Origin of the sequence: Nonomuraea sp. NPDC050733 (assembly GCF_040654215.1) — a bacterium.
GTDB lineage: Bacteria > Actinomycetota > Actinomycetes > Streptosporangiales > Streptosporangiaceae > Nonomuraea.
Genome location: NZ_JBFAHO010000034.1, coordinates 26,286 through 49,372, shown reverse-complemented (window position 1 = coordinate 49,372; position 23,087 = coordinate 26,286). Strand labels below are relative to the sequence as shown.

The following is a 23,087-nucleotide window of genomic DNA, read 5'->3' as shown; positions in this document are numbered from 1 at the left end:
TGCTTATTCGCCGATGTAGTGCATGACGTGCTTGACCCTCGTGTAGTCATGCAGACCGAACACCGAGAGGTCCTTGCCGTAGCCGGAGTGCTTGAAGCCGCCGTGCGGCATCTCCGACACGAACGGGATGTGCGTGTTGACCCACACCACGCCGAAGTCCAGACGGTTCGACATGCGCATGGCGCGGCCGTGGTCCGAGGTCCACACCGAGCCGCTCAGGCCGTACCTCACGTCGTTGGCCTTGGCCAGCGCGTCGGCCTCGTCGGTGAACGTCTGGACGGTGATGACGGGCCCGAAGACCTCGTTCTGCACCATCTCGTCGTCCTGCCGCAGCCCGTCGACGATCGTGGGGGCGAAGAAGTAGCCCTTGTCGCCTACGCGGTGGCCGCCGGTCAGCACCTTGGCGTGCGCCGGGACCCGCTCGACGAAGCCCTGCACCTTGGCGAGCTGGTCGGCGTTGTTGAGCGGGCCGTACAGGGCGTCCGTGTCGGACAGGTCACCCGTGACGGTGCCGGCCGCGGCCTCGGTGAGCGCGGCCACGAACTCGTCGTGGACGCTCTCCTGGACCAGCACGCGGCAGGCCGCGGTGCAGTCCTGGCCCGCGTTGTAGAGGCCGGCGGTCGCGATGTCCGAGGCGGCCTTGCGCAGGTCCTTGACGTCGTCGAAGACCACGACGGGCGCCTTGCCGCCGAGCTCCAGGTGGACGCGCTTGAGGTCGTCGGCGGCGCTCCTCGCCACCGACATGCCCGCGCCGACCGAGCCGGTGATGGCGACCATCGCGGCCGTCGGGTGGCCGACGACCAGCGCGCCGGTCTCCCGGTCGCCGGTGACGACGTTGAAGACGCCGGCGGGCAGCACGTCGCCGAGGATCTCGGCCAGCTTCAGCGTGGAGGCCGGGGTGGTGTCGGACGGCTTGAGCACGACCGTGTTGCCGGCGGCCAGCGCGGGAGCGATCTTCCAGACGGCCATCATCATGGGGTAGTTCCACGGCGTGACCTGACCGACCACGCCGATGGGCTCGTGCCGGATGACGCTGGTGTGGTCGGCGAGGAACTCACCGGCGGTCGGCCCCTCCAGCGTGCGCGCGGCGCCCGCGAAGAACCGGAAGTGGTCGGCGGCGACCGGGGTCTCGTCCTCGGCCATGCGGGCGCGCGGCTTGCCGGTGTCACGGCACTCGGCCTCGTTGATCTCGTCGGCCCGCGCGTCGATCGCGTCGGCGACCTTGAGCAGCAGGTTCGCCCGCTCGCCCGGGGTGGTCCGGCCCCAGGACTCGAAAGCGGCAGCCGCGGCGGCGTAGGCAGCGTCGACGTCCTCGGCTCCGGAGATCGGGGCCTGGACGTAGGCCTCGCCGGTGCACGGGTCGATGATGTCGGAGAATCGGCCGCTCTTGGCGTCCACGAACTCACCGTTGATGAAGTTCTGCAGACGGGTGGTCAAGGTGATGACCTCCTGGTGAGGTGGCTGAGATGCCGCGACTCTTACAGAGTGGTTGCATCAGGGACAAGGGATTTCGTGGCGAAGATACCAAATTGCTACGAATTCGCTTGACAGGGCGTCGAGAACTGACAACATGTCGCACCAGGACGGCAATGGAACGGGAACGCGCCCGTAACGCGCGCCGCTAGGAGGACTCGCTCGCGATGACGACCCCGCCACGCGCACGCCGCGGCAGTGACACGGCGCCCGGACAGTTCACGCTCGACGACCTGTCCAAGCGGATCATCGAGCAGCTCCAGATCGACGGGCGCATGCCGTACGCGGCGATCGGCAAGGCCGTCGGCCTGTCGGAGGCGGCCGTCCGCCAGCGGGTGCAGCGCCTCCAGGACTCAGGGGTCATGCAGATCGTCGCGGTGACCGACCCGCTCACCCTGGGGTTCCCGCGCCAGGCGATGATCGGTGTGAACATCGAGGGCGACCTGGAATCGGTCGCCGACGAGCTGGCGGCCATCGAGGAGATCGACTATGTCGTCCTCACGGCCGGCTCCTTCGACGTGATCGTCGAGGTCGTGTGCGAAGGCGACGGCCACCTCCTCGACATTCTCAGTAAAATTCGGGCAATTCCTGCGGTCCGTGCCACGGAGTCGTTCGTCTATCTGAAACTGCGGAAGCAGACGTACTCCTGGGGCACCCGTTGACCTTCTGACACAAAGGTCCCCATCGCCCCACCGCTCTCACCGGTGCGGCGTCGGCCGCAGGCAGTCGCAACGGCATGAGCCAGACCTCCACCGCCCTGACCTCCGCCTGAGCCGCCAGCACGCGGTCGAGCCCGGTCAGGTTCTCCGCGACGACGGCGTGGGCGCCGCACAGCACCCGGTGTGCCGGGAAGTCCGCCGCGGGCGTCGGGTCGACGCTCAGCGCGTCCACAGGCCGCCCGCCGCCTCGGACTCCACGACCAGTGAGATGACCGGCCATGCCGGTCAGGCGCAGATCTCCTCGGCGGTGCCGTCCAGGGCTCACGCCAGGAGTTCCTCCATGGATGTCACATAGGAGGCGCGCTCGATCCACTTGCAGAGCACCTCCATGTCGGTGGTCGCCATGATCCGCTCGCGGTCCTGCTCGGTCAGCGCCACGTCACGGAAGTCGAGCAGCCTTATCACCGCCTTGGCCTCACCTCGGGCCTCACCTCGGGCCTCCCCCTCGGCGAGCAGGCTGCGGGCGTACTCTCCCTGGTAGAAGTAGGTCTGGGTGGCCATGAGTCGCTCCATTTCCTTCTGGGCATCGCCCTTCAGCGCCACGGTGACATACTCAGCGTAACGGTGCGCGATCGCTGGGTCGGTGGTCTCTCTTTCACGTTCAGTCGCCTGTCTGGATCGTGGCGATCTCCCAGGGCTGGAGGGGCAGGCGGAGGACTCCGTCCGTGACCGAAAGCGGGTCGCCCGGCCGGCCGCGGAGGTCGGCGTGGCGGGCACGGGTGAACGTGCCCCGCACCACCGCCTCCGTGCGGCCGGGGGTGAGGGCCACGACCCGCAGCTCCTTCCAGTCGTCGCGCATTCGCAGGGAGGTCATCACCACACCGTCGCCCGTGACCGACAGGCCAGAGGCTGCCGGGGGCAGCGTGAGCGACGGATCGCCCGTGCCGGGCACCGGGAGCAGGTCGTGGCGGAAGCGCTCCGCCTCCGGCGGAACCGCCGTCCAGCTCCCCTCGTACGGCATCAGCGCCAGCGTGACCGAGCGCAGCCCGCGTGACTGGGCGGCGGGCGTCGGGAGCTGGGGACCGGCGGGCTCGGGACGCAGCGCGTGGCGGTTGCGCGACAGGTAGCCGATGGAGCGGAGCAGGGTCAGCGCCAGCTCCGTGCCCTCACCCTGTCCCGCGCCGCCCCAGGCGGAGCCGTCCACGAGCTCGTACTCCGTGACGTGCTCCAGCAGCGCCGCCACTCCCCCGGCGGCCACCCACGACGAGGCCGGGAAGGTGGGCAGCGGCTCCTCGCCGCAGCCGCCCTCGGCGGTCAGGCCGCGGGTGACGACCGCGAACTGGCCCTCGGCGTGCGAGGCCGTCGCCGGGGCGGGCAGCGGCACGTGCAGCCGGACCCGGTGGTCGTCGCAGCGGTTGTCGAACGCCACCCGCAGACGGACGAACGGCTCGCCGGTCCGCAGCTCGACGCGGGTGTCCACGACGATCTCCTCGGTGGCGCCGGTCCGGGCGGGCGCGGGCAGCTCGGGCGTGCCCTCGATGCCGGCTCCCGCCGCGGGCCACCGGTACGTACGGCGCACGTCCAGCGCGGCGACCAGCGGCCCGGAGCAGACCGTGACGACCTCGACGGTCTCGGGGGCGGACACGACCCGGTCCTGGGCGGGGGGCGCGTGGTTGTAGCTGTCGCCGACGTCGCCGCCGTCCACGACGCGGGCCGCGCCGGTGAGCGTGACACCCCCGGCGGAGGTCAGCGACAGCGTTCCGTCCTCGGCCACCTCGACGCGGAGGAGGCCGTTGTCGAGCGCCACGCCGTCGATCCGTACGCCGTCCGGCGCCTCGGGGGTGTGCGGGGTGACGGCGAAGCCGTTGGAGCCGGCCCGGACGGCGACCGGGGGCTCCGGGCGGAGGCTCGTGTGGCCGAGCGGCGGGACCTCCACCAGGGCGGCCACCTTGCGGCGGGGCTCGGCGACGATGCGGACCCGCGTCACGCCCTCGACCGCGTCCCGCACCTCGGCCACGTTGAAGGCGGTGCGCGGCTCCCGCGCCACCTCGAAGGTGAGCACCCCGTCCTCGACCGACCAACCCGTGATGTGCTGGCCGTACAACTCGGTCCCGTGGACGAACGTCAGCGCCGTGGCCGGGTCCATCTCCTCGTCGAGCAGCAGCGTGGGGGCGTACTCCAGCGGCTGGACGGGCACGGGGGCGCCCGTGGCGTCCACCAGCGGGTCGTGCCCGGCCACGTCCAGGTGGACGACGCCGCGCCGGGTGACGGGCGTGGGGTTGACGACGAGCACCCCGCCGGAGGGGACCGTGGCGGCCAGCTTGGCGGTCACCATGTCGCGGACGGCGTGCCCGAGGTGCTCGGCCTCGGCGATGCGCGCGGCGACCTGCTGGGCGGTCTCGTCCACGCCGCAGCCGGTGACGGAGTCGTGGCCGCTGGCGTCGACGAGCCGCCACCACGCCATGTCGAGGAACCGGCCGGGCCACGCGTCGCCCCAGAGGGCGGCCAGCGGCTCGGCGTAGCGCTCGACCATGCGCTCGGCGCGGCTCATGGCCTGCTTGACGTGGGCGCGGACGGAGATGACGCCGGGCAGGATGTTGGCGCGGGCGTGGGAGCGCAGCTCGCCCTCGACGCGGGGCAGGCCCTCGACGGAGCCGCCGTCGCCGTACGCCGTGACGTAGCCGGACAGGGTGTCCATGCGGGCCCCGATCGCGGCCACAATGCCGGGCAGTCCCCGTACGGGCGCCGAGTGGTCGGTGCCGTACATCGCGAGCAGCGCGCCCTCGGGCCCGTGCCACTCGCGCATGCGGCGGGTGAAGACGGCCGCCCGCTCGGCGAGCCGCTCCGGGTCCTCGAACAGGTGGGCGCCGTTGCCGTAGCCGCCGATGGGCAGGTACTGCGTGCGTACCGCGGTGCCGTCGGGGGCCGTCCAGGCGAACGCGTCGGTCACCACGGACGACGGGACCCCCCGGTAGACGCAGGCGTACAGGAGCCCGGCCTTCCGCAGGATCTGCGGCATCTGCGCGGTGTGGCCGAACATGTCCGGCAGGTAGCCCACGGGCATGGCGCCGCCGAGCTTGTCGGCCCGGTCCATGCCGAGCTCCAGGTTCCGGATGATGTTCTCGCCGGAGCACAGGAACTCGTCGAGCAGGATCTGCCACGGCCCGACGGCGAGCCGCCCCGACTCGACCAGCGCCGCCACGCGGTCGCGCTGCTCGGGCCGGACCTCCAGGTAGTCGTCCACGCAGGCGAGCTGCCCGTCGAGGGTGAAGTGGTAGCCGGGCTCGCGCTCCATGGTGTCGAGCACCTCGTCCAGCAGGGCCACCAGCCGCAGCCGGAAGCGCTGGAAGGGCTCGTACCACTCGCGGTCCCAGTGCGTGTGCGGGACCACCACGATGTCGTTCGAGCCGGTCACGCTGCTTCCCCTCCGATCGGCAGTCCGTGCTGCACGGCGTAGCGGGCGGCGATCCGCTGGGCCGTGACGATGTCCTCCAGGGCGCCGGCCGCGCCGGTGAGCGGCGGCTCGCCCTCGGTGACGTAGGCGTGGAAGGCGGCGAGCTGCGTCTCGAACGCCTCGGTCACCTCCCGCCACTCGGTGCGTCCCTCACCGCCGGGCTCGGCGCCCGGCGTGACGACGGTGAGCGTGGTGGGCGCGTTGACCAGGTACGGGGCGGGGAAGGCCAGCTCCAGGGTGCCCCGGTCGTGGTGGACGGCGACCGTCTCCCGGTAGGCGGGGTAGTCCTCCAGGTAGTGCCAGCGGATGGAGAAGCGCCCGGCGACCGGGAGCGTGCCGGCGATCTCCACGGAGCCGGGGGCGGGGCCCCAGGTCTCGACGTGGGAGATCTCGGCCGGGGAGCCGGTGAGCCTGCGCAGCAGCGACAGGTCGTGGCAGACGGAGCCGAGGGCCACGCCGTACAGGGCGCGGACGGACTCGGGGGCCTGCTCGCCGAGGGCGCGGGAGACCAGGGCGTCCTCGTCGGCGCGCAGCGCGGCGAGCAGCGCGGGGTCCAGGTCGCCGGCCCGGGTGAGGTTGGCGAAGGCGAGCTGCGACCCGGCGCTCGGGTGCAGCACGGTCACCTCGACGGACCGGACGGCCTCGGGCCCGCCCAGCTCGGCCAGCAGCCGCTCGGCCCGCCGCACGGCGGGGTCGTACTGCTTCATGTAGCCGACCATGAGCCGCCCCTCGGGCAGTGCGGCCACCTCCGCCCGGGTCAGCGCCAGGGGCTTCTCGCACAGCACGGCGTGACCGGCGGCCAGCGCCTGCCGTACCGGCTCGCCGTGGGAGCCCGAGGCGAGCATGACCACGGCCTCGAACCCGCCGCCGGCGAGCATGTCCGCCAGGGACGTGTAGCGGCCGGGGGCGCCCAGGCGGTCGCCGACGGCGTCGGCGAGCGTGGGCGACAGGTCGCACACGGCGGTCACTTCGAACAGGTCGCGGCGCCTCGACAGCAGCGGCGCGTAGACCGCCTGCGTGACGGCTCCGCATCCGACCAGCGCGATCTTCAGAGTCACAGTCCCAGCTCTCTCAGCTTCTCCCGGTTGGCGGCCTGGTCGGCGATGTTGCGCTCGACCGTGCGGCGGCCGGGCAGGGTGTCCTGCTCGATGATCACCCAGCCCTCGTACCCCATGTCGTCCAGCGCCCGGACCACTCCGGGCAGGTCCAGCTCGCCCTCGCCGAGCTGGGCGAACCCGCCGCGGCCCATCAGCTCGCGCAGGTCCGCGCCGTCGGCGATCGCCTGGGCGAGGATCTCGGTGTCGCCGTCCTTGATGTGGACGTGCCCGACACGGCCCGCCCAGTCGCGCAGCGCCGTCACCGGGTCGCCGCCGGCGAGCAGCAGGTGGCCGGTGTCGAGACAGAGCGGCACGTCGGTCAGCTCCAGCAGCCGCTCCACGTCCTCGGGGGTCTCGACGTACGTGCCGAGGTGATGGTGGAAGACGGGCTCGAGACCGCGGTCGCGGCAGCGCTGGACCGCCTCCTGGACGCGGGCGGCGTACGCGGGCCACTCGGAGGCGGGCAGCCCTGGAGCGTTCCCGCCGGGGCGGGCGAAGCGCTCGGGCGAGCCGGAGCAGGCCAGCGTCGGCCGGGGCGCGAGGTGCGCCGGGGCGGGCGGCGCGGCGGCGAACACGTCGAGCGTGGCGTCGAGCGTGACCAGGCTCTTCTGGAACGCCTCGGCGTCGCGGTAGGCCAGGTCGGTCCAGCCGCCGGCGAGCAGGAGCCCGCCGAGCCGGTCGGCGATGTCTCCGGCGGTGCCGAGGTAGCCGAGCGGGCCGAGGTCGATGCCCTCGTAGCCGGCGTCGGACAGCGCGCGGACCATCTCGCCGGCACTCAGCGGCGGCGGCTCGGTGGCCAGCTCGAACACGCCGAAGCTCACGGGAGCGTTGGCGACACTGATCATTCCGGTGTTCATGGCCTCACTCCGTGAGGCTGCTCGTTCGCTCACATCCGCCGCCTTCCCTCGTCGCTCTGGTCGCTGCGCTCCCGCCGCTCCTCAGTCCAGGCGGCGGCGCTCACTCGCATAGCGCGATCACCTCGTTCTCGTAGGTTTCCAGCCGGTGCCGGCCCTCGCCGGCGGGCACCAGGGTCCGGGCGCCACGGATGACCTGCCGGCCGCCGCCGGGGCGGACCAGGACGAGGCCGTCGGCGTCCAGGGCGAGCAGTTCGTCGCCGAGCCGGAGCAGCAGGGGCTCCCCCGGCCCCGCCGAGATCGCGGTGCGGCCGGCGGCCACGGCGCCGAACGCGGCGGCCGGGTCCTCGGCCAGCACCCACGTGGTGGGCGAGCCGGGCAGGCCGTCGTCGCCCGGCCGGTGGAAGTCGCTGGCCCCGATCGCCACCAGGTCGTCGCGCCAGGCGTCGGCCCAGGCCAGGGGCGCGCCCCAGCGGCGGTCCCACCAGCCGGAGTGCCACACCTCGGCCACGTGGGGCCGCTCGGCCAGGGGCTGCAGCCAGGCGCAGTCGCCGCCGAGCGGGTGGTTGATCGACATGAGGCCGCCGTGGTCGCGGGCGTGCCGGGCCCAGGAGTCGGCGGGCTCGCGGAAGTCGACCCAGCCGACGTCGCCGAACACGTTGGCGTGGCCGCGGTCGGTGGTGACCTCCTGGCCGGGCAGCAGCGTGATGCCCCGGCCGGCCGAGGTCAGCTCGGGGTGGTGGCTGACCGTGTTGTGATCGGTGACGGCCAGGAAGTCGAGTCCCCGACCGCGGGCCAGCGCGGCCAGCTCGCCTACGGTCAGCGAGCCGTCGCTGTGGACGGTGTGGGAGTGGAAGTCTCCGGCGTACCAGCGCAGGCCGTCCACGGCGGGGATGTCGCGGCGTGGCGGGCGCTCGGCGACGGGCGGCTCGGCCGTGACCGGGGCGGGCGGCGCCGCGTCGGCGACGGTGATCTCCAGCGTGTAGTCCAGGCCCTCGGGAGGGACGCGGTGCAGCCGCAGCCACACCGTCCACGGGCCGGGCTCCACGGGGCCGGGCAGGTAGCCGGGCGTCGCCCACTCCTCCGTGATCGTGTACGTGTCCCGGGCGCCGCCCGACCAGCCGCGGAACCCTCGCGGGCTGCCGCTGCCGAGGTCGAGCACCCCCCGGGACCGGTCGTAGGACAGCCGTACGGTCACCCCCGCGGCCCCGGCCGGCACCTCGAACGGCACCTCCCGGAGCATGCTCTCCAGCCGGTCGTCGAGGGTCCAGCGCCCCCGGATCACGCTCATCCCACCAGCTCCCCGTCGCGGTAGACCAGCGCCCGGTCGCGGCGCGGCACGGCGAAGCCCTCGTCGCCGACGGCCGGCTCGCTGCCCTCGGGCACGACGGCCTGCACGGTGACGTCGTTGACGTCGAGGGTCACCAGGTGGGAGGCGCCGAGGTTCTCCACGATCACCACCTTCCCGGCCAGCGAGCCCTCCGACGACCCGTCCGCGGGCTTGGCCGCGTAGGCGTTGTACTCGGGCCGTACGCCGTAGACGACCTTCTCGCCGTCGGCCAGCAGCCCGGCGGCCGAGGTCGGCACGGGCACGGTGCGGCCGGCCACCTCCAGCGTGTCACCGCGGACGACGGCGTCGAGCAGGTTCATGGGGGTGGAGCCGATGAAGGAGGCGACGAACGTGTTGGCGGGCCGCTGGAACACCTCGGCCGGGGTGCCGATCTGCCGGATCACGCCCGCCTCCATCACGGCCATCCGGTCGGCCATGGCCAGCGCCTCGGCCTGGTCGTGGGTGACGAAGACGGTGGTGACGCCCAGCTCGCGCTGGAGCTTCTTCAGGAACGTGCGGGCCTCCAGGCGCAGCCGGGCGTCCAGGTTCGACAGCGGCTCGTCGAACAGGAACGCCTGCGCCTGGGTCGCCATGACGCGGGCCAGCGCGACGCGCTGCTGCTGGCCGCCGGAGAGCTGGCCGGGCCGCCGGTCCATCAGGCGCTCCAGGCCCAGCCGGGCCGCGACCTCGCCGGCCCTGCGGTGGCGCTCGGCCTTGGGGACCTTCTTGATGCGCAGCGGGTAGGCGACGTTGTCGGTGACGTCCATGTGCGGGAACAGCGCGTAGTCCTGGAAGACCATGGCGATGTCCCGGGCGCCCGGCTGCACGGAGGTCACGTCGCGCTCGCCGATGACGACCGAGCCGCCGGTGGCGGTCTCCAGCCCGGCGATCGTGCGCAGCAGGGTGGTCTTGCCGCACCCGGAGGGGCCGAGCAGCGCGAAGAACTCGCCGTCGGGGATGACCAGGTCCAGCGAGTCGAGCGCCTTGACGCCGCCGGGGTAGACCTTGGTCAGCCCTCGCAGTTCGATTGCCGCCATTACCGCTTGATCCCTCCGTGGAAGCGGAAGCCGTACTTCTTGCTGACGAACAGGTACATGAGCACCACGGGCACCGAGTAGAGCAGTCCGAACGTGGACAACAGCCGCAGGTTCGCCTGGCCGCCCTCGGTGTAGAGCGTGTACATGATGACCGCCGCCGGCTGCTTCTCCACGTCGCTGAGCAGCAGGTACGGCATGAGGAAGTTGCCCCAGACGTTGGCCACGGCCCACACCGCGATCGTCGCCAGGCCGGGCCGTACCAGGGGTACGACCACGTGCGCGACGATCTGCAGCGGCGAGGCGCCGAAGACCCGCGCCGACTCCTCGTACGACTTCGGCGTGGAGTCCATGAAGTCCTTGAGCATGAAGATCGCCGCGGGCAGCAGGCCGCCGGTCAGGATGAGGATCAGCCCGAGCTGCGAGTCGATGAGGCCGAGCTCGACGGCGAGCTGGAACAGCGGCACCATCGCGGCCGTGCCCGTGATGATCGACGAGAGCAGCAGCAGCGCGTAGAGCAGCGCGTCGCGGCCGGGCAGGCGCACGCGGCTGAGCGCGTAGGCGGCCAGCGCCGACAGCAGGACCACGAGCAGGGCCGTGCCGACGGACAGCAGCAGCGAGTTGTACAGCGACGGCAGCGCGTACGGGTGCTCCAGGATGGCCTGGAAGTTGTCGAAGGTGAAGTCCGGCATGCGGACCTCGTAGGTGGGATCACTGGTCAGCGGCGCCGACGCCAGCCACAGCAGCGGGATGGTGAAGAAGGCGAGCAGCACCGCGGTCAGCGTGTAGAAGCCGATCCGGCCCAGCACGAAGCGTGTCATCTCTTGCTCCTGAGCAGGCGCAGATAGAACACCGCCACGACCAGGTTGATCAGCAGGATGGCCGTGGAGACCGCGGCGCCGTAGCCGAGCTGGCCGCCCTGCAGGGCGACCTTGTAGACGTGGACGGCCAGCACCTCGCTCTTCCCCTCGGGACCACCCGCGGTGATCATGAACGGGGTGAAGTCGTTGAACGTCCAGAGGCTGATCAGCAGCAGGTTGGTGAGGATGTGCCCCTTGATGTGGGGGAAGACCACGTCCCTGAGCTGCTGCCAGCCGGAGGCTCCGGCCAGGCGGGCGCTCTCCAGGTGCGAGGGCGGCACGTTCCCGAGGGCGGCGCCGTACAGCATCATCGAGAACGCGGTGCCGCGCCAGGTGTTGAAGATGACGATGGACAGCATCGGGTGTTCGAGCAGCCAGGCGTAGTCGCCGGTGGCGAGCAGCGCGTTCAGCGTGCCGCCGTCGGCGTCGAGCAGGGCCACCCACAGGAACGACACGACGGCGCTCGGCAGGATCCAGGCCAGGATGACCAGGCCCTCGACGATCCGCTTGAGCGGCCCGCGCCTGTCGCGCAGCAGCCAGGCGATCGCGAACCCGAGCCCCACCTGGCCGATCACCGCCGAGCCGAGCACGAACTGGACGGTCAGCCAGGTCGAGTTCCAGAACGACGGGTCGCCTATCGCCGACAGGAAGTTGTCGAGCCCGACGAACTTCGGGTCGGCTGCGGCGACGCCGGTCAGCCGGTAGTCGGTCAGCCCGAGATAGAGCACCCACAGCGCGGGGAAGACGAGGAAGACCGCGATGAGCAGCAGCGCGGGGGCCACGAAGGCGCCCGCGCGCCACCGGCCCAGGCCCGCCGCGTCGACGCTGTAGCGGCGGGCCGTGGAGTCCGTGGCCGCGCCGGCGAGGTCAGGAGGAGACGTTACCTGCGCCACCGACGATTCCTTCGAGCTTCTTCTGGTACTCGGCGGCCGCCTCGTCCGGCGTCTTGCCGCTGACCACCGCCGAGGTGGCCTCCTGGAGCGCCACCGACACCTGCGGGTAGACGGCGACCGGCGGCCGGTAGGCCGTGAGCGGCAGCACCTTCTCCGAGATGAACGTCAGCAGCGGCTCGCCGGCCAGGATCTCCTTGTTGACGTCGGTGCGCGGGGTGATGCGCACGTTGCCGTCCTTGGTCTCCTCCTTCAGCGCCTCGGGCGACAGCGTGAAGGCCAGCAGCTCGAAGGCCTCCTTCGGGTGCTTGCTGTTCGGGTTGACCGTGCGCAGCGCGCCGCCGGACATGCTGACGAAGTCCTGGCCGCGGATGCCCTTGCCGGGCTCCATGGCGGGGATGAGGGCGTAGCCGACGCTCTGGTCGCGGTCGGCCATCTTGGCGACGCCGTCCTTGGGGTTGACGACGCCGCGCCAGAAGTAGTCGCCCTCCAGCAGGATGCCGATCTTGCCCTGGGCGAACTGCTGGAACGACTTGTCGCGGCCCTTGGCCTCCTGCTGGAGCCGGGGGTCGCCGAGGCCGCTGCCGCCGTAGATCTTCTGGTAGAAGCCGAGGACGTCCTTGACCGGCTGCGCGGCGCCGGCCCACTTGCCGTCCTTCTGGACCTCGCCGCCCGCCCCGGCCAGCAGCGGCAGCACGCCCTGCATGGTGGTGGCCTCGCCCATCGCGGTGCCGGCGTTGACCTGGATCGGCACGGGCACGCCGGCCGTCTTGAGCTTGGCGCCCGCGTCGAGGATCTCCTGCCAGCTCTTCGGCTGCCAGTCGGCCGGCAGGCCGGCCTTCTGGAAGAGCGGCTTGCTGAAGTAGAGCACGCGACCGTCGGTGCCGACGGGCAACGCGTACTTCTTGCCGTTGAAGGTGGCCAGGCCCTGCACGGACTCGGGGATCTGGGCCCAGCCCTCCCAGCTCTCCGCCTCGGGCCCGGCCAGCTCGGCCAGCGGCTTGATGTAGCCGGCCTCGGCGAACTCACCGGCCCAGATGCCGTCGATGTCGATCACGTCGGCGCCCTTGCCGGACTTCAGATCCAGGGAGAGCTTGGTCTTGTACTGCTCGTCGTCGACACCGCTGGGGACGAACTTGACCTTGACGTCCTTGCCCTTGGCCTTCTGGGCCGCCTCGAACTTGGGAACCACCCAGTTGGCGACGAAGTCCGCCGCCCTCGCGTTCTTGCCGCCCGCGATGGCGTTCTGGGCGATCGTCAGCTCTATCGTGCCGCCGTCACCGTCACCGGACGACCCACCGCACGCGGTCAGCGCCAGACCGGACGCGGCCAGAACCGCGACCACGTTCACCGATCTTCTCCGCAATCCCATGCAAACCCTCCGACTCATCCGTAACGGAGCCCACGCCAATATGTCATGACATCTAGATGACGTAAAGGTTTGGATATATTTCAGGGATGTGTCGACAGTACTCGGGACCTCGGCCCGCCGACCGGTGGCGACGACCCGGGTTCGGACGATCTCGGGGGTGGCACCTACCCAGTAGGGATTCGGACTGGCAGAATGCAGCACTGAACGGACATCGGTATGTCAGGACAATAGATCATACTGGGGAGTGGGACTCTCACTGGAGGTGCGTTGTTCGACCTGATCACGATCGGCCGCTGCGGCGTCGACGTCTACCCCCTGCAAACAGGCGTGGGCTTGGACCGCGTCGAGACCTTCGGCAAGTTCCTGGGCGGCAGCCCGACGAACGTCGCCGTGGCGGCGGCCCGGCACGGCCTGCACTCCGCGGTCATCACCGCCACGGGAGCCGACCCCTTCGGCGCGTACGTACGGCGGGCGATCCGTGACTTCGGCGTGGACGACACGTTCGTGGCCACGGTCGAGGGATCGCCCACGCCCGTCACGTTCTGCGAGATCTTCCCCCCCGATGACTTCCCGATCTACTTCTACCGGGGCGGGCACCCACCCGACCTCCAGATCAGCGCCGACTCGCTGGACCTGGACGCGATCCGCGCGGCCACGGTGTTCTGGTTCACCGCCACCGGCCTGAGCCAGGAGCCGAGCCGCTCCGCCCACGCCGCGGCGCTGGCCGCCCGCGGCTCCGGGTGGACCGTGTTCGACCTCGACTACCGGCCCGTGCTGTGGGAGTCGCCCGAGGCGGCCCGGCGGGGCGTGCGCGAGATGCTGCCCCACGCGAACGTGGCCGTCGGCAACCTCGACGAGGTCGAGAACGCGGTCGGCACGCGCGACCCCGAGGCCGCGGCACAGGCGCTGCTCGACGCCGGGATGCGGGTCGCCGTGGTGAAGATGGGGCCCGAAGGGGTGCTGGCCCGCTCCGCGGACGAGCGGGCCGTGGTGGAGCCGGTCAAGGTCGAGGTGGTCAACGGCATCGGCGCCGGGGACGCCTTCGGCGGCGCCCTGTGCCTCGGGCTGATCCGGGGCTGGCCGCTGGAGCGGACCGTCCGCTTCGCCAACGCGGCCGGCGCCTACGTGGCCGCCCGCCTGGCCTGCGCCGACGCCATGCCGACCACGGACGAGGTGCTTGCCCTCCAATGAGTGACGTGATCCTGCCCACCGATGCCGTGTCCAACGGCTCCCCTGCCACCACCGACTCCCGCTACGAGCAGCTCACCCGCATCCGCTCCACCCGGCCCGGTGAGATCGCGCGGGCAGCGGCACGGCGACGCCGGCGCGGGCTGCCCGGCGAGGACGAGCGGCTGCTCGTCATCGCCGCCGACCACCCGGCCCGCGGCTCGCTGTCCGTACGGGACCGGCCGCTCGCGATGGCCAGCCGCACGGACCTGCTGGACCGGCTGTGCACGGCCCTGGCCAGGCCCGGCGTGGACGGCATCCTCGCCTCCCCCGACGTGCTGGAGGACCTGCTCCTGCTGGGAGGCCTGGAAGGCAAGCTGGCCTTCGGCTCGATGAACCGGGGCGGCCTCCAGGGATCGGTGTTCGAGGCAGACGACCGGTTCACCGGCTACGACGCCGCCTCCATCGACGCCATGCGGCTCGACGGCGGCAAGATGCTGTGCCGCATCGACCCCGACGACCACGCGACCGTGTCCACGCTGGAGTCGTGCGCCCACGCCATCACCGACCTGGCCCGGCGGCAGCTCGTCGCCATGGTCGAGCCGTTCTGGTCGAGCCGCTCCGGCGGCGGGCCGCTGCGCAACGACCTGTCGCCCGACGCGGTGATCCGGTCGATCAGCGTCGCCCAGGCGCTCGGCGTCACCTCCGCCTACACCTGGCTGAAGATCCCCGCAGTCGCGGAGATGGAGCGGGTCATGGCGGCCACCACGCTTCCCGCGCTGCTGCTCGGCGGCGACCCGCCCGACATGGACGCCGCCTACGCCGACTGGGGGCGCGCGCTGCGGCTGCCCGGCGTGCGCGGTCTCGTGATCGGCCGCGCCCTGCTCTACCCTCCGGACGACGACGTCGCCACGGCCGTGGACGGTGCGGCCGCGCTGATTCGAGAGGTTGGCTGATGACATACCTTCCGTACGGCAAGGCCGCCAACGGGCCCTGGTCGGTGGAGATCACCCCGGACGTGGCCGGCTGGACGTACTCAGGGCTGCGGGTGGTGGAGCTGGGGGACGAGCCGGTGTCGTTCGCCACGGGCGGGGAGGAGATGATCGTCCTGCCGCTGGCGGGCTCCTGCACCGTGCGGTGCGCCCCCTCCGGCTCGGCCGAGGTCGTGTGGCGGCTGGAAGGGCGGGAGTCGGTCTTCCACGGCCCCTCCGACTTCGCCTACCTGCCGATCTCCTCGGAGGTGACGCTGGAGGGACGGGGCCGGATCGCCCTGCCGTCCGCCCGCGCCGGCCGCGCGCTGGAGCCCCGGTACGTGCCCGCCTCGCAGGTGCCGGTGGAGCTGCGCGGCGCCGGCCAGGCCAGCCGCCAGGTCAACAACTTCGGCGCCCCCGGCGTCTTCGACTGCGACAAGCTGGTGGCCGTCGAGGTGCTCACCCCGGGCGGCAACTGGTCGTCCTATCCTCCGCACAAGCACGACACGCCCGGCGCGGGCGAGGCCGTGCTGGAGGAGGTGTACTACTTCGAGGTGGCCGGCGAGGGCCAGGGCTACCAGCGGGTCTACTCCTCCGAGCGGGGCCGCGTCGACACCCTCGCCGAAGTGTCCTCCGGTGACGTGGTGCTCGTGCCCTACGGCTACCACGGCCCGTCGATGGCGGCGCCCGGCTACGACATGTACTACCTGAACGTACTGGCCGGACCGGCCGAGGAGCGGACCATGGCCTTCTGCGACGACCCCCGGCACGCCTGGATCCGCGCCACCTGGCAGGACCAGGCCGTCGACCCGCGCCTGCCGTTCGGGGGCGGGCGATGACGCGCCTGACCGTCGCCCAGGCGGTCGTGCGCTTCCTGGCCGCCCAGTGGACCGAGCGCGACGGCGCCGAGCACCGGCTGTTCGGCGGCTGCCTCGGCATCTTCGGTCACGGCAACGTCGCCGGGCTCGGCCAGGCCCTGGCCACCTCGGAGGAGGACCTGCCCTACCGGCTCAGCCGCAACGAGCAGGCGATGGTCCACACGGCCGCCGCCTACGCCCGGGCCGCCAACCGCCTGTCCACGCTGGCCTGCACCACCTCCATCGGCCCCGGCGCGACCAACATGATCACGGGCGCGGCGGGCGCCACCATCAACCGGCTGCCCGTGCTGCTGCTGCCCGGCGACGTGTTCTCCACCCGCGTGGCCAACCCGGTGCTCCAGGAGCTGGAGGACCCGCGCTCGTACGACGTGTCGGTCAACGACTGCTTCCGGCCCGTCTCCCGCTTCTGGGACCGCGTCAACCGGCCCGAGCAGCTGCCCTCGGCGCTGCTCGCGGCCACGCGGGTGCTCACCGACCCGGCCGAGACCGGCGCGGTGACGCTCGCGCTGCCGCAGGACGTCCAGGCGGAGGCGTACGACTGGCCGGACGAGCTGTTCGAGCGGCGCGTCTGGCACATCCCCCGGCAGCGTCCGGAGCGGGCCGCCGTGGCCAGGGCCGTCGAGCTGGTCAGGTCGGCAGCCCGGCCGGTCATCATCGCCGGCGGCGGCGTCCTCTACAGCGAGGCCGCCGAGCGGCTGCGCGAGTTCGCCGAGGCCCACGGCATCCCGGTGGCCGAGACGCAGGCCGGCAAGGGCGCCCTGCCGCACGGTCACCCGCTGGCGCTGGGCGCGGTCGGCGCGACCGGCACGACGGCCGCCAACACACTGGCCCGCGAGGCCGACCTGGTCATCGGCGTCGGCACCCGCTACAGCGACTTCACCACGGCCTCCCGCTCCCTGTTCGGGGCCGGCACGCGCTTCGTGAACCTCAACGTCACCGCCTTCGACGCGGCCAAGCTGTCCGGGCTGCAGCTCGTGGGCGACGCCCGCGAGGGCCTGGCCGACCTGGGCGAGGCGCTGGCCGGCCGGGACACCGGCGCCGCGTACCGCGAGCGGGCCGCCGCGCTGATCCGCGCCTGGGACGCCACGGTGGACGCCGCCTACGGGCAGGACGGCTCACCGCTGCCGCAGGGCGCCGTGCTCGGCGCGGTCAACGCAGCCGCGGGCGACGACGGGGTGGTGGTGTGCGCGGCCGGCTCCATGCCGGGCGACCTGCACAAGCTCTGGCGGCCCAGCGGCCCCGGCTCCTACCACGTCGAGTACGGCTACTCCTGCATGGGCTACGAGATCGCCGGCGGCCTCGGGGTCAAGCTGGCGGCGCCCGAGCGGGAGGTGTTCGTCCTGGTGGGCGACGGCTCCTACCTCATGATGGCCCAGGAGCTCGTCACGGCCGTGGCCGAGGGGATCAAGCTGGTCGTGGTCCTGGTCGACAACTCCGGCTTCGCCTCGATCGGCGCCCTGTCGGAGAGCGTCGGCGCCGAGCGGCTCGGCACGTCGTACGCCTACCGGGGCGCCGGCCGCTACGACGGCGGGCCGCTGCCGGTGGACCTGGCCGCCAACGCCGCCAGCCTGGGCGCCACCGTCCTGCGCGCCGAATCGGTGGAAGGGCTGCGCGAGGCGCTGAAGGAGGCGCGTGCGGCCACGGCCACCACGGTCGTGTACGTCCGCACCGACCCGCTCGGCCAGGCGCCCTCGTCGGAGGCATGGTGGGACGTGCCGGTGGCGGAGGTCACCACGACGGCCGCGGGCGAGCAGGCGCGGCAGGCGTACGAGTCGGGCAAGAAGGAGCAGCGGCAGCACCTGGCGCCCCTGGACTGAGTGGTTGCCCGGAGAGATCCGGGGAACGCCTCTGTACCGAGCACGACGTCGGGAGGCGGGGATGGCCGGGAGCCGGACATGAGGGCGTGGCGCGCGCTGGGATGGATCGCGCTCATCGCGGTGGGGCTCTACGTGTTCTCCGTCCTGCGTACCGTGGCCATCTCGATCGTCGTCGGCCTCCTCCTGACCGCGCTGCTGCACCCGCCGGCCGAGTGGCTGCGGCGGCGCGGCCTGAACCGGGCGCTGGCCACCACGGTGGTCTTCCTCGGCGGCTTCCTGCTCGCCGGGGCGTTCGTGGCGCTCGTCGTGCCGCCCACCGTGGCCAGCGTCGCGGAGCTGCACGACAGCGTCGGCAAGGCCGTCAACGACCTGAACGGCCTGGCCTCCCGGCTCGGCCTCAACGGCGGGTCCCTGACCGCACGGGCCGGGGACTACCTGTCCACGCAGGGGCGGCAGATCGCGAGCGGGGCGCTCACGGGCGTGCGGACGGCGGGGGAGATCGTCGTCGGCGCCGTGGTGGCCGTCGTCCTGGCCATCTACTTCCTCCACGGCGGCGACCACCTGTGGCGGTGGCTGGTCGAGCTGCTGCCCGTCCAGGCCCGCCCGCGCGCCGACCGGGCCGGTGAGCTGATCTACGGCATCGTCGGCCGCTACATCCGGGGCGTCGCCCTGGTGGGGCTGGTGGACGGGTTCTTCATCGGGCTCGCGCTGTGGATCCTGGGCGTGCCCATCGCGCTGCCGCTCGCGGTGCTGACGTTCGTCGGGGCGTTCCTGCCGGTGGTGGGGGCGTTCGTGGCGGGGCTGCTGGCCGCGGTGGTCGCGTTCGTGGCCAAGGGCTGGCTGGTGGCGCTGATCGTCGTCGCGGTGACCGTGCTCGTGCAGCAGCTGGAAGGGCACGTGCTGGCGCCGCAGATCTACGGCCGGGCGCTCGACCTGCCGGCCCCGGTCATCCTGATCGCCATCGCGGTGGGCAGTCTGGTCGGCGGGATCACCGGCGCGTTCCTCGCCGCGCCGGTCGCGTCGGTGATCGTGGCCCTCCTGCACGACCGCGCCCACGACGCCGCGCACGAGCTGCCCCCGGCTCCACCTCCGGCTCCGCCGCCCGCTCCGGCCCCCGCCCGGCCGGCCGAACCGGCCTGAGACGGCCCAAGACGGCCCGAGACGGGCTGAGTCTGCCCGAACCGGCCAGAGACGGGCCATGATGGTCACCATGCGATGGGTGACGTTCGACTGTTTCGGCACGCTGGTGGACTGGCGGCACGGCATCGCGACCAGCGCCGAGCTGGTCGCGCCCGGACACGGCGAGCGGCTGCTCGACGCCTACATCCCGCACGAGCAAGCGGTCCAGGAGGAGTCTCCGGGCCTGCGCTACCGCGAGGTGCTGGCCGAGGCGCTGCGCCGCGCCTGCGCCGAGGAGAGTGTCGAGCTGCGGCCCGACGACGCCGGGATCCTGGCCGCCACGCTCCCCTACTGGCCCGTCTTCCCCGACGTCGGCGCCGAGCTGGCCCGGCTGCGGGAGGCCGGCTGGCGGATCGCGCTGCTGACCAACTGCGACCGCGACCTGATCGCCGGGACCCGGCGGCGGCTGCCCGTGCCGTTCGACGCGGTCGTGACCTCCGAGGACGCCGGCGCCTACAAGCCGGACCTCGCGCCTTTCACCATGTTCAGGGACTCGTTCGACCCCGAGCGGTGGGTGCACGTGGCGCAGAGCTACGTCCACGACATGGTGCCGGCGCACCGGCTGGGGCTGCGCCGCGTGTGGATCAACCGGCAGGGTGATCGGCCCGCCGACCCGTCGGTGCCGCAGGACGTCCTGCCGGACCTGCGCGGCCTGGTCACCCTGCTCTGACCGGCCGCAGGGTCACCCGCGCTGCTCCAGCACGTCGGAGATGCCCGCCAGGAAGGCGTCCACGTCCGAGATGAGGTAGCCCGACCTCAGCAGCACGGTCGAGAACTTCGCCTCCCGCACCTCCTTGGCCGTCACCGGGTACTCGGTGGTGCCGCGCAGCGTGGCCACGATCCGGTCGAGGAACGCGTCCACCTCGTCCTCGTTGTAGCCGGTTCCCATCCGGCCGGGCCGGAACGCCACCCGCTCCACCCGCGCCGCCTGTGTCTCGAACCACTCCTCGCGCAGCATCTCCCCGGTCGGCTCCGCCATGGCCGCCAGCCTGACGGGGCTCCTGGCCTGTGTCTCCAGCGCCACGACGAACGCCTCCAGGGCGAAGTCCACGGCCGTCTCGTGGTAGCCGCCGCGCCTGGGGCGGAAGGTGGCCCGGCGAACGTCGTCGGCGGTCACGGGCTCCGCCTCACCCGCTCCCCGGCCCAGCGCCGACTCGATGCGCCCGATCAGGGCGTCGACCTCGGCCGGGTCATATCCGGAACGCATGCCCATGACGCGCGGAAAGCGGTTCAAGCCCACTCCTCCCGGAAGCTGCTGAGGGGTTTCGATCTCTATTGTGGGGTTCTTTATCCCGATGATGCGAGCCGCCTTATACCGTTACAGCACCATGTGGCTCGCTCAGGTGTCATTCCGCTACCGGAGACGCGACCGTTACGTCATCGAGGCCGCGGACGCCCGCCTCGCTCCCGGTGACGTGGTCGAGCTCAGCGGCCCCAACGGCGCGGGCAAGTCGACGCTGCTGCGCCTGCTGGCCGGTCTCACCCGGCCCACCTCCGGGACCGTCACCGGACGGCCCGGCGTCGTCGGGTACGTCCCCGACCGCTTCCCCACCGGTCAGCCGTTCACCGTGGCCGGCTACCTGGGCCACATGGCGCGCGTGCGCGGCGGCGCCCGCTGGGAGCCCTGGGCCGAGCGCCTCGGCCTGGCCCGGTTCGCGGGCGCGCGGCTGGGCGAGCTGTCGAAGGGCACGGCGCACAAGGTCGGCCTGGTGCAGGCGCTCATGGCCGAGCCCGGGCTGCTGGTGCTGGACGAGCCGTTCGCGGGCCTGGACCTGGACACCCGCGACGCGCTGCCGGGCATCGTCACGGAGGTGGCCGCGCGGGACGGCATCGTCGTGGCGAGCGACCACCAGGGCGGACTGCGCACGCTGGCCGGGCTGCGCCTCTGGTCGTTACGCGACGGCCACCTGAGCGAGCACGCCGGCCCGCCGCCCGTGCCCTCCCCCGACGCCGCCCCCTGGAACGTGGACGAGGAGAAGACGGTGACCGTCGAGGTGAGCGTGCCGGCCCGCGACCTGGAGGCGTTCCTGCGCCGGACCCGCGACGACGGCTACCGGGCCCGCGCCCTCACCGGCGAGGAGGCCCCGTGACTGCCCTGGTGGTCTTCCGCCTCGCCGCCTACGTGCGCTCCCACCGCGTCTACCAGGCCCTGCTGCCCGTCATCATCACGCTCTCGATCGTCTACGCCAGCCGCGCGCCCCGCGGCTCCGAGGCGGCCGCGTTGACGGACGGGGCCGTGCTGATCATCCCGTTCCTGGCCTGGGCGGCGCGGAGCCTGCTCGACACCGAGCCCGACGAGCAGCGCGCCATCTCCGCCACCGCCGCGGGCGGGCGCGGGCGCGAGACGGCCGCCGGGCTGCTGGCGGCCCTGGTCGCGTGCGGCGCGTTCGCGACACTGGCCCTGGGCTGCGGGCTGGCGCTCGGCCTGTCCGCCGCTCCTCCGCCCGGCGTCTCCATCGCCGGCGCGGTGGTCCACGCCCTCGCCGCCCTGGCCGGGGTCGCGCTCGGCGCTCTCACCAGCCGGGCCGTCGTGCCGTCACCGGCGTTCTCGGCCATGGGGCTCGTGGGCGGGTTCCTGGTGATGCTCGTGCTCAGCGTCTCTCCCGCGTACTGGCTGACGGTGCCGGTGGCGGCCTGGATGAAGGCCGCGGCGGCGGGGCGGCTGGTGGCCGAGCTGCCGGGGCTGGGCGCCATCTCGCTCGCGTGGTGCCTCGTGGGGCTGGGCGTGTACGGGTACCTGCGACGCACGAGACCTTGACGGCTCCGGTCCAGCCGGTGAGTGGTCCCCGGCCGGCGGTGCGCGCGTAACGGCGGCCGGCCCCGTGCGGGCTCAGCGGGCGTCTTCCTGGAGGTCCTCAGCCCTGTGCGGCGGGTGGGGGCTGCCTGGCCTTGCCGTGAAGGATGGGTGACTCAGGCGTCCGCGGCGGCGAGCTGGCCGCAGGCGCCGTCGATCTCGCGCCCGCGCGTGTCGCGGACCGTCACCGGCACCCCGTGGAACTGCAGCCGGCGCACGAACGCCCGCTCGTCCTCCGGACGCGAGGCCGTCCACTTCGAGCCCGGCGTCGGGTTGAGCGGGATCAGATTGACGTGCACCAGCTTGTTGCGCACCAGCTTGCCGAGCAGGTCGGCCCGCCATTCCTGGTCGTTGATGTCCTTGATCAGCGCGTACTCGATCGACACCCGCCGCTTCGTCCTGGCCGCGTACGCCCACGCCGCGTCGAGCACCTCGGCGACCTTCCACCGCGTGTTGATCGGCACCAGCGTGTCGCGCAGCTCGTCGTCCGGCGCGTGCAGCGACAGCGCGAGCGTCACCGGCAGCCCCTCCTCGGCCAGCTTGCCGATCGCCGGCACCAGGCCGACCGTGGACACCGTGACCCCGCGCGCCGAGATGCCGAGCCCGTGCGGCGCCGGCTCCACCAGGCGGCGCACCGCGCCGATCACCTGCTTGTAGTTGGCCAGCGGCTCGCCCATGCCCATGAAGACCACGTTGCTGACCCGGCCCGGCCCGCCCGGCACCTCGCCCGCCGCAAGCGCCCGCGCGCCCGACACGACCTGCTCGACGATCTCGGCGGTCGACATGTTGCGGGTCAGCCCGGCCTGGCCGGTGGCGCAGAACGGGCAGTTCATGCCGCAGCCGGCCTGTGACGACACGCACATCGTGACCCGGTCGGGGTAGCGCATGAGGACCGACTCCACCAGCGCCCCGTCGAACAGCCGCCACAGCGTCTTGCGGGTCGTGCCGGCGTCGGTCGTCAGCTCCTTGACCGGGGTGAGCAGCGACGGCAGCAGCGTCGACAGCTTGTCGCGTGAGGCCGCCGGCAGGTCCGTCATCGCGTCCACGTCGGCGGTGAGGCGCTCGAAGTAGTGGCGCGACAGCTGGTCGGCGCGGAACGCCTTCTCCCCGAGCTCGGTCACCGCCGCCCGCCGGTCCGCCATGGACAGGTCGGCCAGGTGCCGGGCGGGCTTGGCCCTGCGCGGCGCGACGAACGTGAGCTGACCTGGCTGCTGGGACACGGGACTGCCTTCTGCTAGAGGGGGTTACCGACCAGGGT

21 protein-coding genes are annotated in these 23,087 nt (G+C 72.5%); 9 read left to right on the top strand and 12 right to left on the bottom strand.

Annotated features, from left to right (window positions below):
- Nucleotides 1-3 precede the first annotated feature (3 nt).
- The gene (locus AB0H64_RS34910) at nucleotides 4-1,437 is read right to left on the bottom strand and encodes a gamma-aminobutyraldehyde dehydrogenase (protein WP_357633201.1); all 1,434 of its coding nucleotides are present in this window, start codon (nucleotides 1,435-1,437) and stop codon (nucleotides 4-6) included.
- A 203-nt stretch (nucleotides 1,438-1,640) separates the two neighbouring features.
- Here AB0H64_RS34910 and AB0H64_RS34905 point away from each other — a divergent pair, with 203 nt between their 5' ends.
- Entirely contained in the window at nucleotides 1,641-2,135 is a 495-nt protein-coding gene (locus tag AB0H64_RS34905; protein WP_357633198.1) for an Lrp/AsnC family transcriptional regulator, read from the top strand.
- Nucleotides 2,136-2,453: 318 nt separating this feature from the next.
- Here the strand turns inward: AB0H64_RS34905 and AB0H64_RS34900 are convergent, their stop codons facing one another.
- The 9 genes from AB0H64_RS34900 to AB0H64_RS34860 all read right to left on the bottom strand — a co-directional run bounded on the left by AB0H64_RS34900 (nucleotide 2,454) and on the right by AB0H64_RS34860 (nucleotide 13,002).
- Entirely contained in the window at nucleotides 2,454-2,693 is a 240-nt protein-coding gene (locus AB0H64_RS34900; protein ID WP_357633196.1) for a hypothetical protein, read from the bottom strand.
- A gap of 100 nt (nucleotides 2,694-2,793) precedes the next feature.
- On the bottom strand, nucleotides 2,794-5,547 hold the full coding sequence (locus AB0H64_RS34895; RefSeq protein WP_357633193.1) for an alpha-mannosidase: 2,754 nt from the start codon (nucleotides 5,545-5,547) through the stop codon (nucleotides 2,794-2,796).
- The gene (locus AB0H64_RS34890) at nucleotides 5,544-6,644 is read right to left on the bottom strand and encodes a Gfo/Idh/MocA family oxidoreductase (protein WP_357633191.1); all 1,101 of its coding nucleotides are present in this window, start codon (nucleotides 6,642-6,644) and stop codon (nucleotides 5,544-5,546) included. Before AB0H64_RS34890 ends, AB0H64_RS34895 begins: the two co-directional genes overlap by 4 nt.
- A complete protein-coding gene (locus tag AB0H64_RS34885) occupies nucleotides 6,641-7,540 on the bottom strand; it encodes a TIM barrel protein (protein ID WP_357633189.1) in 900 nt (299 codons plus the stop codon). The genes AB0H64_RS34890 and AB0H64_RS34885 overlap by 4 nt, the downstream gene beginning before the upstream one ends.
- Nucleotides 7,541-7,640: 100 nt before the next feature.
- On the bottom strand, nucleotides 7,641-8,828 hold the full coding sequence (locus tag AB0H64_RS34880; RefSeq protein WP_357633187.1) for a CehA/McbA family metallohydrolase: 1,188 nt from the start codon (nucleotides 8,826-8,828) through the stop codon (nucleotides 7,641-7,643).
- Nucleotides 8,825-9,904: an ABC transporter ATP-binding protein gene (locus AB0H64_RS34875; RefSeq protein ID WP_357633184.1), complete on the bottom strand. Its 1,080-nt coding sequence runs from the start codon at nucleotides 9,902-9,904 to the stop codon at nucleotides 8,825-8,827. Before AB0H64_RS34875 ends, AB0H64_RS34880 begins: the two co-directional genes overlap by 4 nt.
- Nucleotides 9,904-10,722 carry a carbohydrate ABC transporter permease gene (locus tag AB0H64_RS34870; protein ID WP_357633182.1) on the bottom strand — a complete coding sequence of 273 codons (819 nt, stop codon included), beginning with the start codon at nucleotides 10,720-10,722 and terminating at the stop codon, nucleotides 9,904-9,906. Before AB0H64_RS34870 ends, AB0H64_RS34875 begins: the two co-directional genes overlap by 1 nt.
- Entirely contained in the window at nucleotides 10,719-11,654 is a 936-nt protein-coding gene (locus AB0H64_RS34865; protein ID WP_357633179.1) for a sugar ABC transporter permease, read from the bottom strand. Before AB0H64_RS34865 ends, AB0H64_RS34870 begins: the two co-directional genes overlap by 4 nt.
- Entirely contained in the window at nucleotides 11,629-13,002 is a 1,374-nt protein-coding gene (locus tag AB0H64_RS34860; protein WP_357633177.1) for an extracellular solute-binding protein, read from the bottom strand. The genes AB0H64_RS34865 and AB0H64_RS34860 overlap by 26 nt, the downstream gene beginning before the upstream one ends.
- 288 nt (nucleotides 13,003-13,290) lie before the next feature.
- On the opposite strand from AB0H64_RS34860, the gene iolC reads away from it, so the two are divergent.
- From iolC to AB0H64_RS34830, 6 genes are all read left to right on the top strand, one after another.
- Nucleotides 13,291-14,214 (top strand): 5-dehydro-2-deoxygluconokinase, encoded by a 924-nt coding sequence (iolC, locus tag AB0H64_RS34855; protein ID WP_357633174.1) that lies wholly within the window; start codon nucleotides 13,291-13,293, stop codon nucleotides 14,212-14,214.
- Entirely contained in the window at nucleotides 14,211-15,146 is a 936-nt protein-coding gene (locus AB0H64_RS34850; RefSeq protein WP_357633172.1) for a deoxyribose-phosphate aldolase, read from the top strand. Before iolC ends, AB0H64_RS34850 begins: the two co-directional genes overlap by 4 nt.
- Nucleotides 15,146-16,000, top strand: coding sequence for a 5-deoxy-glucuronate isomerase (gene iolB, locus AB0H64_RS34845; RefSeq protein ID WP_357633169.1), 855 nt, complete (start codon nucleotides 15,146-15,148; stop codon nucleotides 15,998-16,000). Before AB0H64_RS34850 ends, iolB begins: the two co-directional genes overlap by 1 nt.
- Entirely contained in the window at nucleotides 15,997-17,856 is a 1,860-nt protein-coding gene (gene iolD, locus AB0H64_RS34840; RefSeq protein ID WP_357633167.1) for a 3D-(3,5/4)-trihydroxycyclohexane-1,2-dione acylhydrolase (decyclizing), read from the top strand. The genes iolB and iolD overlap by 4 nt, the downstream gene beginning before the upstream one ends.
- A 78-nt stretch (nucleotides 17,857-17,934) precedes the next feature.
- Nucleotides 17,935-18,996 (top strand): AI-2E family transporter, encoded by a 1,062-nt coding sequence (locus AB0H64_RS34835; RefSeq protein ID WP_357633164.1) that lies wholly within the window; start codon nucleotides 17,935-17,937, stop codon nucleotides 18,994-18,996.
- A gap of 70 nt (nucleotides 18,997-19,066) precedes the next feature.
- Nucleotides 19,067-19,705, top strand: a complete 639-nt coding sequence (locus tag AB0H64_RS34830) for an HAD family hydrolase (protein ID WP_357633162.1) — start codon at nucleotides 19,067-19,069, stop codon at nucleotides 19,703-19,705.
- Nucleotides 19,706-19,717: 12 nt separating this feature from the next.
- Here AB0H64_RS34830 and AB0H64_RS34825 read toward each other — a convergent pair whose 3' ends face one another.
- Nucleotides 19,718-20,269 carry a DivIVA domain-containing protein gene (locus AB0H64_RS34825; RefSeq protein WP_357633159.1) on the bottom strand — a complete coding sequence of 184 codons (552 nt, stop codon included), beginning with the start codon at nucleotides 20,267-20,269 and terminating at the stop codon, nucleotides 19,718-19,720.
- 94 nt (nucleotides 20,270-20,363) lie between these two features.
- Between AB0H64_RS34825 and AB0H64_RS34820 the strand changes: the two genes are divergently transcribed.
- Entirely contained in the window at nucleotides 20,364-21,125 is a 762-nt protein-coding gene (locus tag AB0H64_RS34820) for an ATP-binding cassette domain-containing protein (RefSeq protein ID WP_357633156.1), read from the top strand.
- Nucleotides 21,122-21,793, top strand: coding sequence for a hypothetical protein (locus AB0H64_RS34815; RefSeq protein ID WP_357633154.1), 672 nt, complete (start codon nucleotides 21,122-21,124; stop codon nucleotides 21,791-21,793). The genes AB0H64_RS34820 and AB0H64_RS34815 overlap by 4 nt, the downstream gene beginning before the upstream one ends.
- 152 nt (nucleotides 21,794-21,945) lie before the next feature.
- On the opposite strand, the gene rlmN is transcribed toward AB0H64_RS34815, so the two are convergent.
- The gene (rlmN, locus tag AB0H64_RS34810) at nucleotides 21,946-23,049 is read right to left on the bottom strand and encodes a 23S rRNA (adenine(2503)-C(2))-methyltransferase RlmN (protein WP_357633150.1); all 1,104 of its coding nucleotides are present in this window, start codon (nucleotides 23,047-23,049) and stop codon (nucleotides 21,946-21,948) included.
- Nucleotides 23,050-23,087: the final 38 nt, after the last annotated feature.

What these genes read in the sequence shown, in the direction of transcription:
- AB0H64_RS34905 (WP_357633198.1), top strand. Translation starts at nt 1,641, where the DNA reads ATGACGACCCCGCCACGCGCACGCCGCGGCAGTGACACGGCGCCCGGA.
- AB0H64_RS34900 (WP_357633196.1), bottom strand. Translation starts at nt 2,693, where the DNA reads ATGGCCACCCAGACCTACTTCTACCAGGGAGAGTACGCCCGCAGCCTG.
- AB0H64_RS34885 (WP_357633189.1), bottom strand. Translation starts at nt 7,540, where the DNA reads ATGAACACCGGAATGATCAGTGTCGCCAACGCTCCCGTGAGCTTCGGC.
- AB0H64_RS34880 (WP_357633187.1), bottom strand. Translation starts at nt 8,828, where the DNA reads ATGAGCGTGATCCGGGGGCGCTGGACCCTCGACGACCGGCTGGAGAGC.
- AB0H64_RS34875 (WP_357633184.1), bottom strand. Translation starts at nt 9,904, where the DNA reads ATGGCGGCAATCGAACTGCGAGGGCTGACCAAGGTCTACCCCGGCGGC.
- AB0H64_RS34870 (WP_357633182.1), bottom strand. Translation starts at nt 10,722, where the DNA reads ATGACACGCTTCGTGCTGGGCCGGATCGGCTTCTACACGCTGACCGCG.
- AB0H64_RS34850 (WP_357633172.1), top strand. Translation starts at nt 14,211, where the DNA reads ATGAGTGACGTGATCCTGCCCACCGATGCCGTGTCCAACGGCTCCCCT.
- iolB (WP_357633169.1), top strand. Translation starts at nt 15,146, where the DNA reads ATGACATACCTTCCGTACGGCAAGGCCGCCAACGGGCCCTGGTCGGTG.
- iolD (WP_357633167.1), top strand. Translation starts at nt 15,997, where the DNA reads ATGACGCGCCTGACCGTCGCCCAGGCGGTCGTGCGCTTCCTGGCCGCC.
- AB0H64_RS34835 (WP_357633164.1), top strand. Translation starts at nt 17,935, where the DNA reads ATGAGGGCGTGGCGCGCGCTGGGATGGATCGCGCTCATCGCGGTGGGG.
- AB0H64_RS34830 (WP_357633162.1), top strand. Translation starts at nt 19,067, where the DNA reads ATGCGATGGGTGACGTTCGACTGTTTCGGCACGCTGGTGGACTGGCGG.
- AB0H64_RS34820 (WP_357633156.1), top strand. Translation starts at nt 20,364, where the DNA reads ATGTGGCTCGCTCAGGTGTCATTCCGCTACCGGAGACGCGACCGTTAC.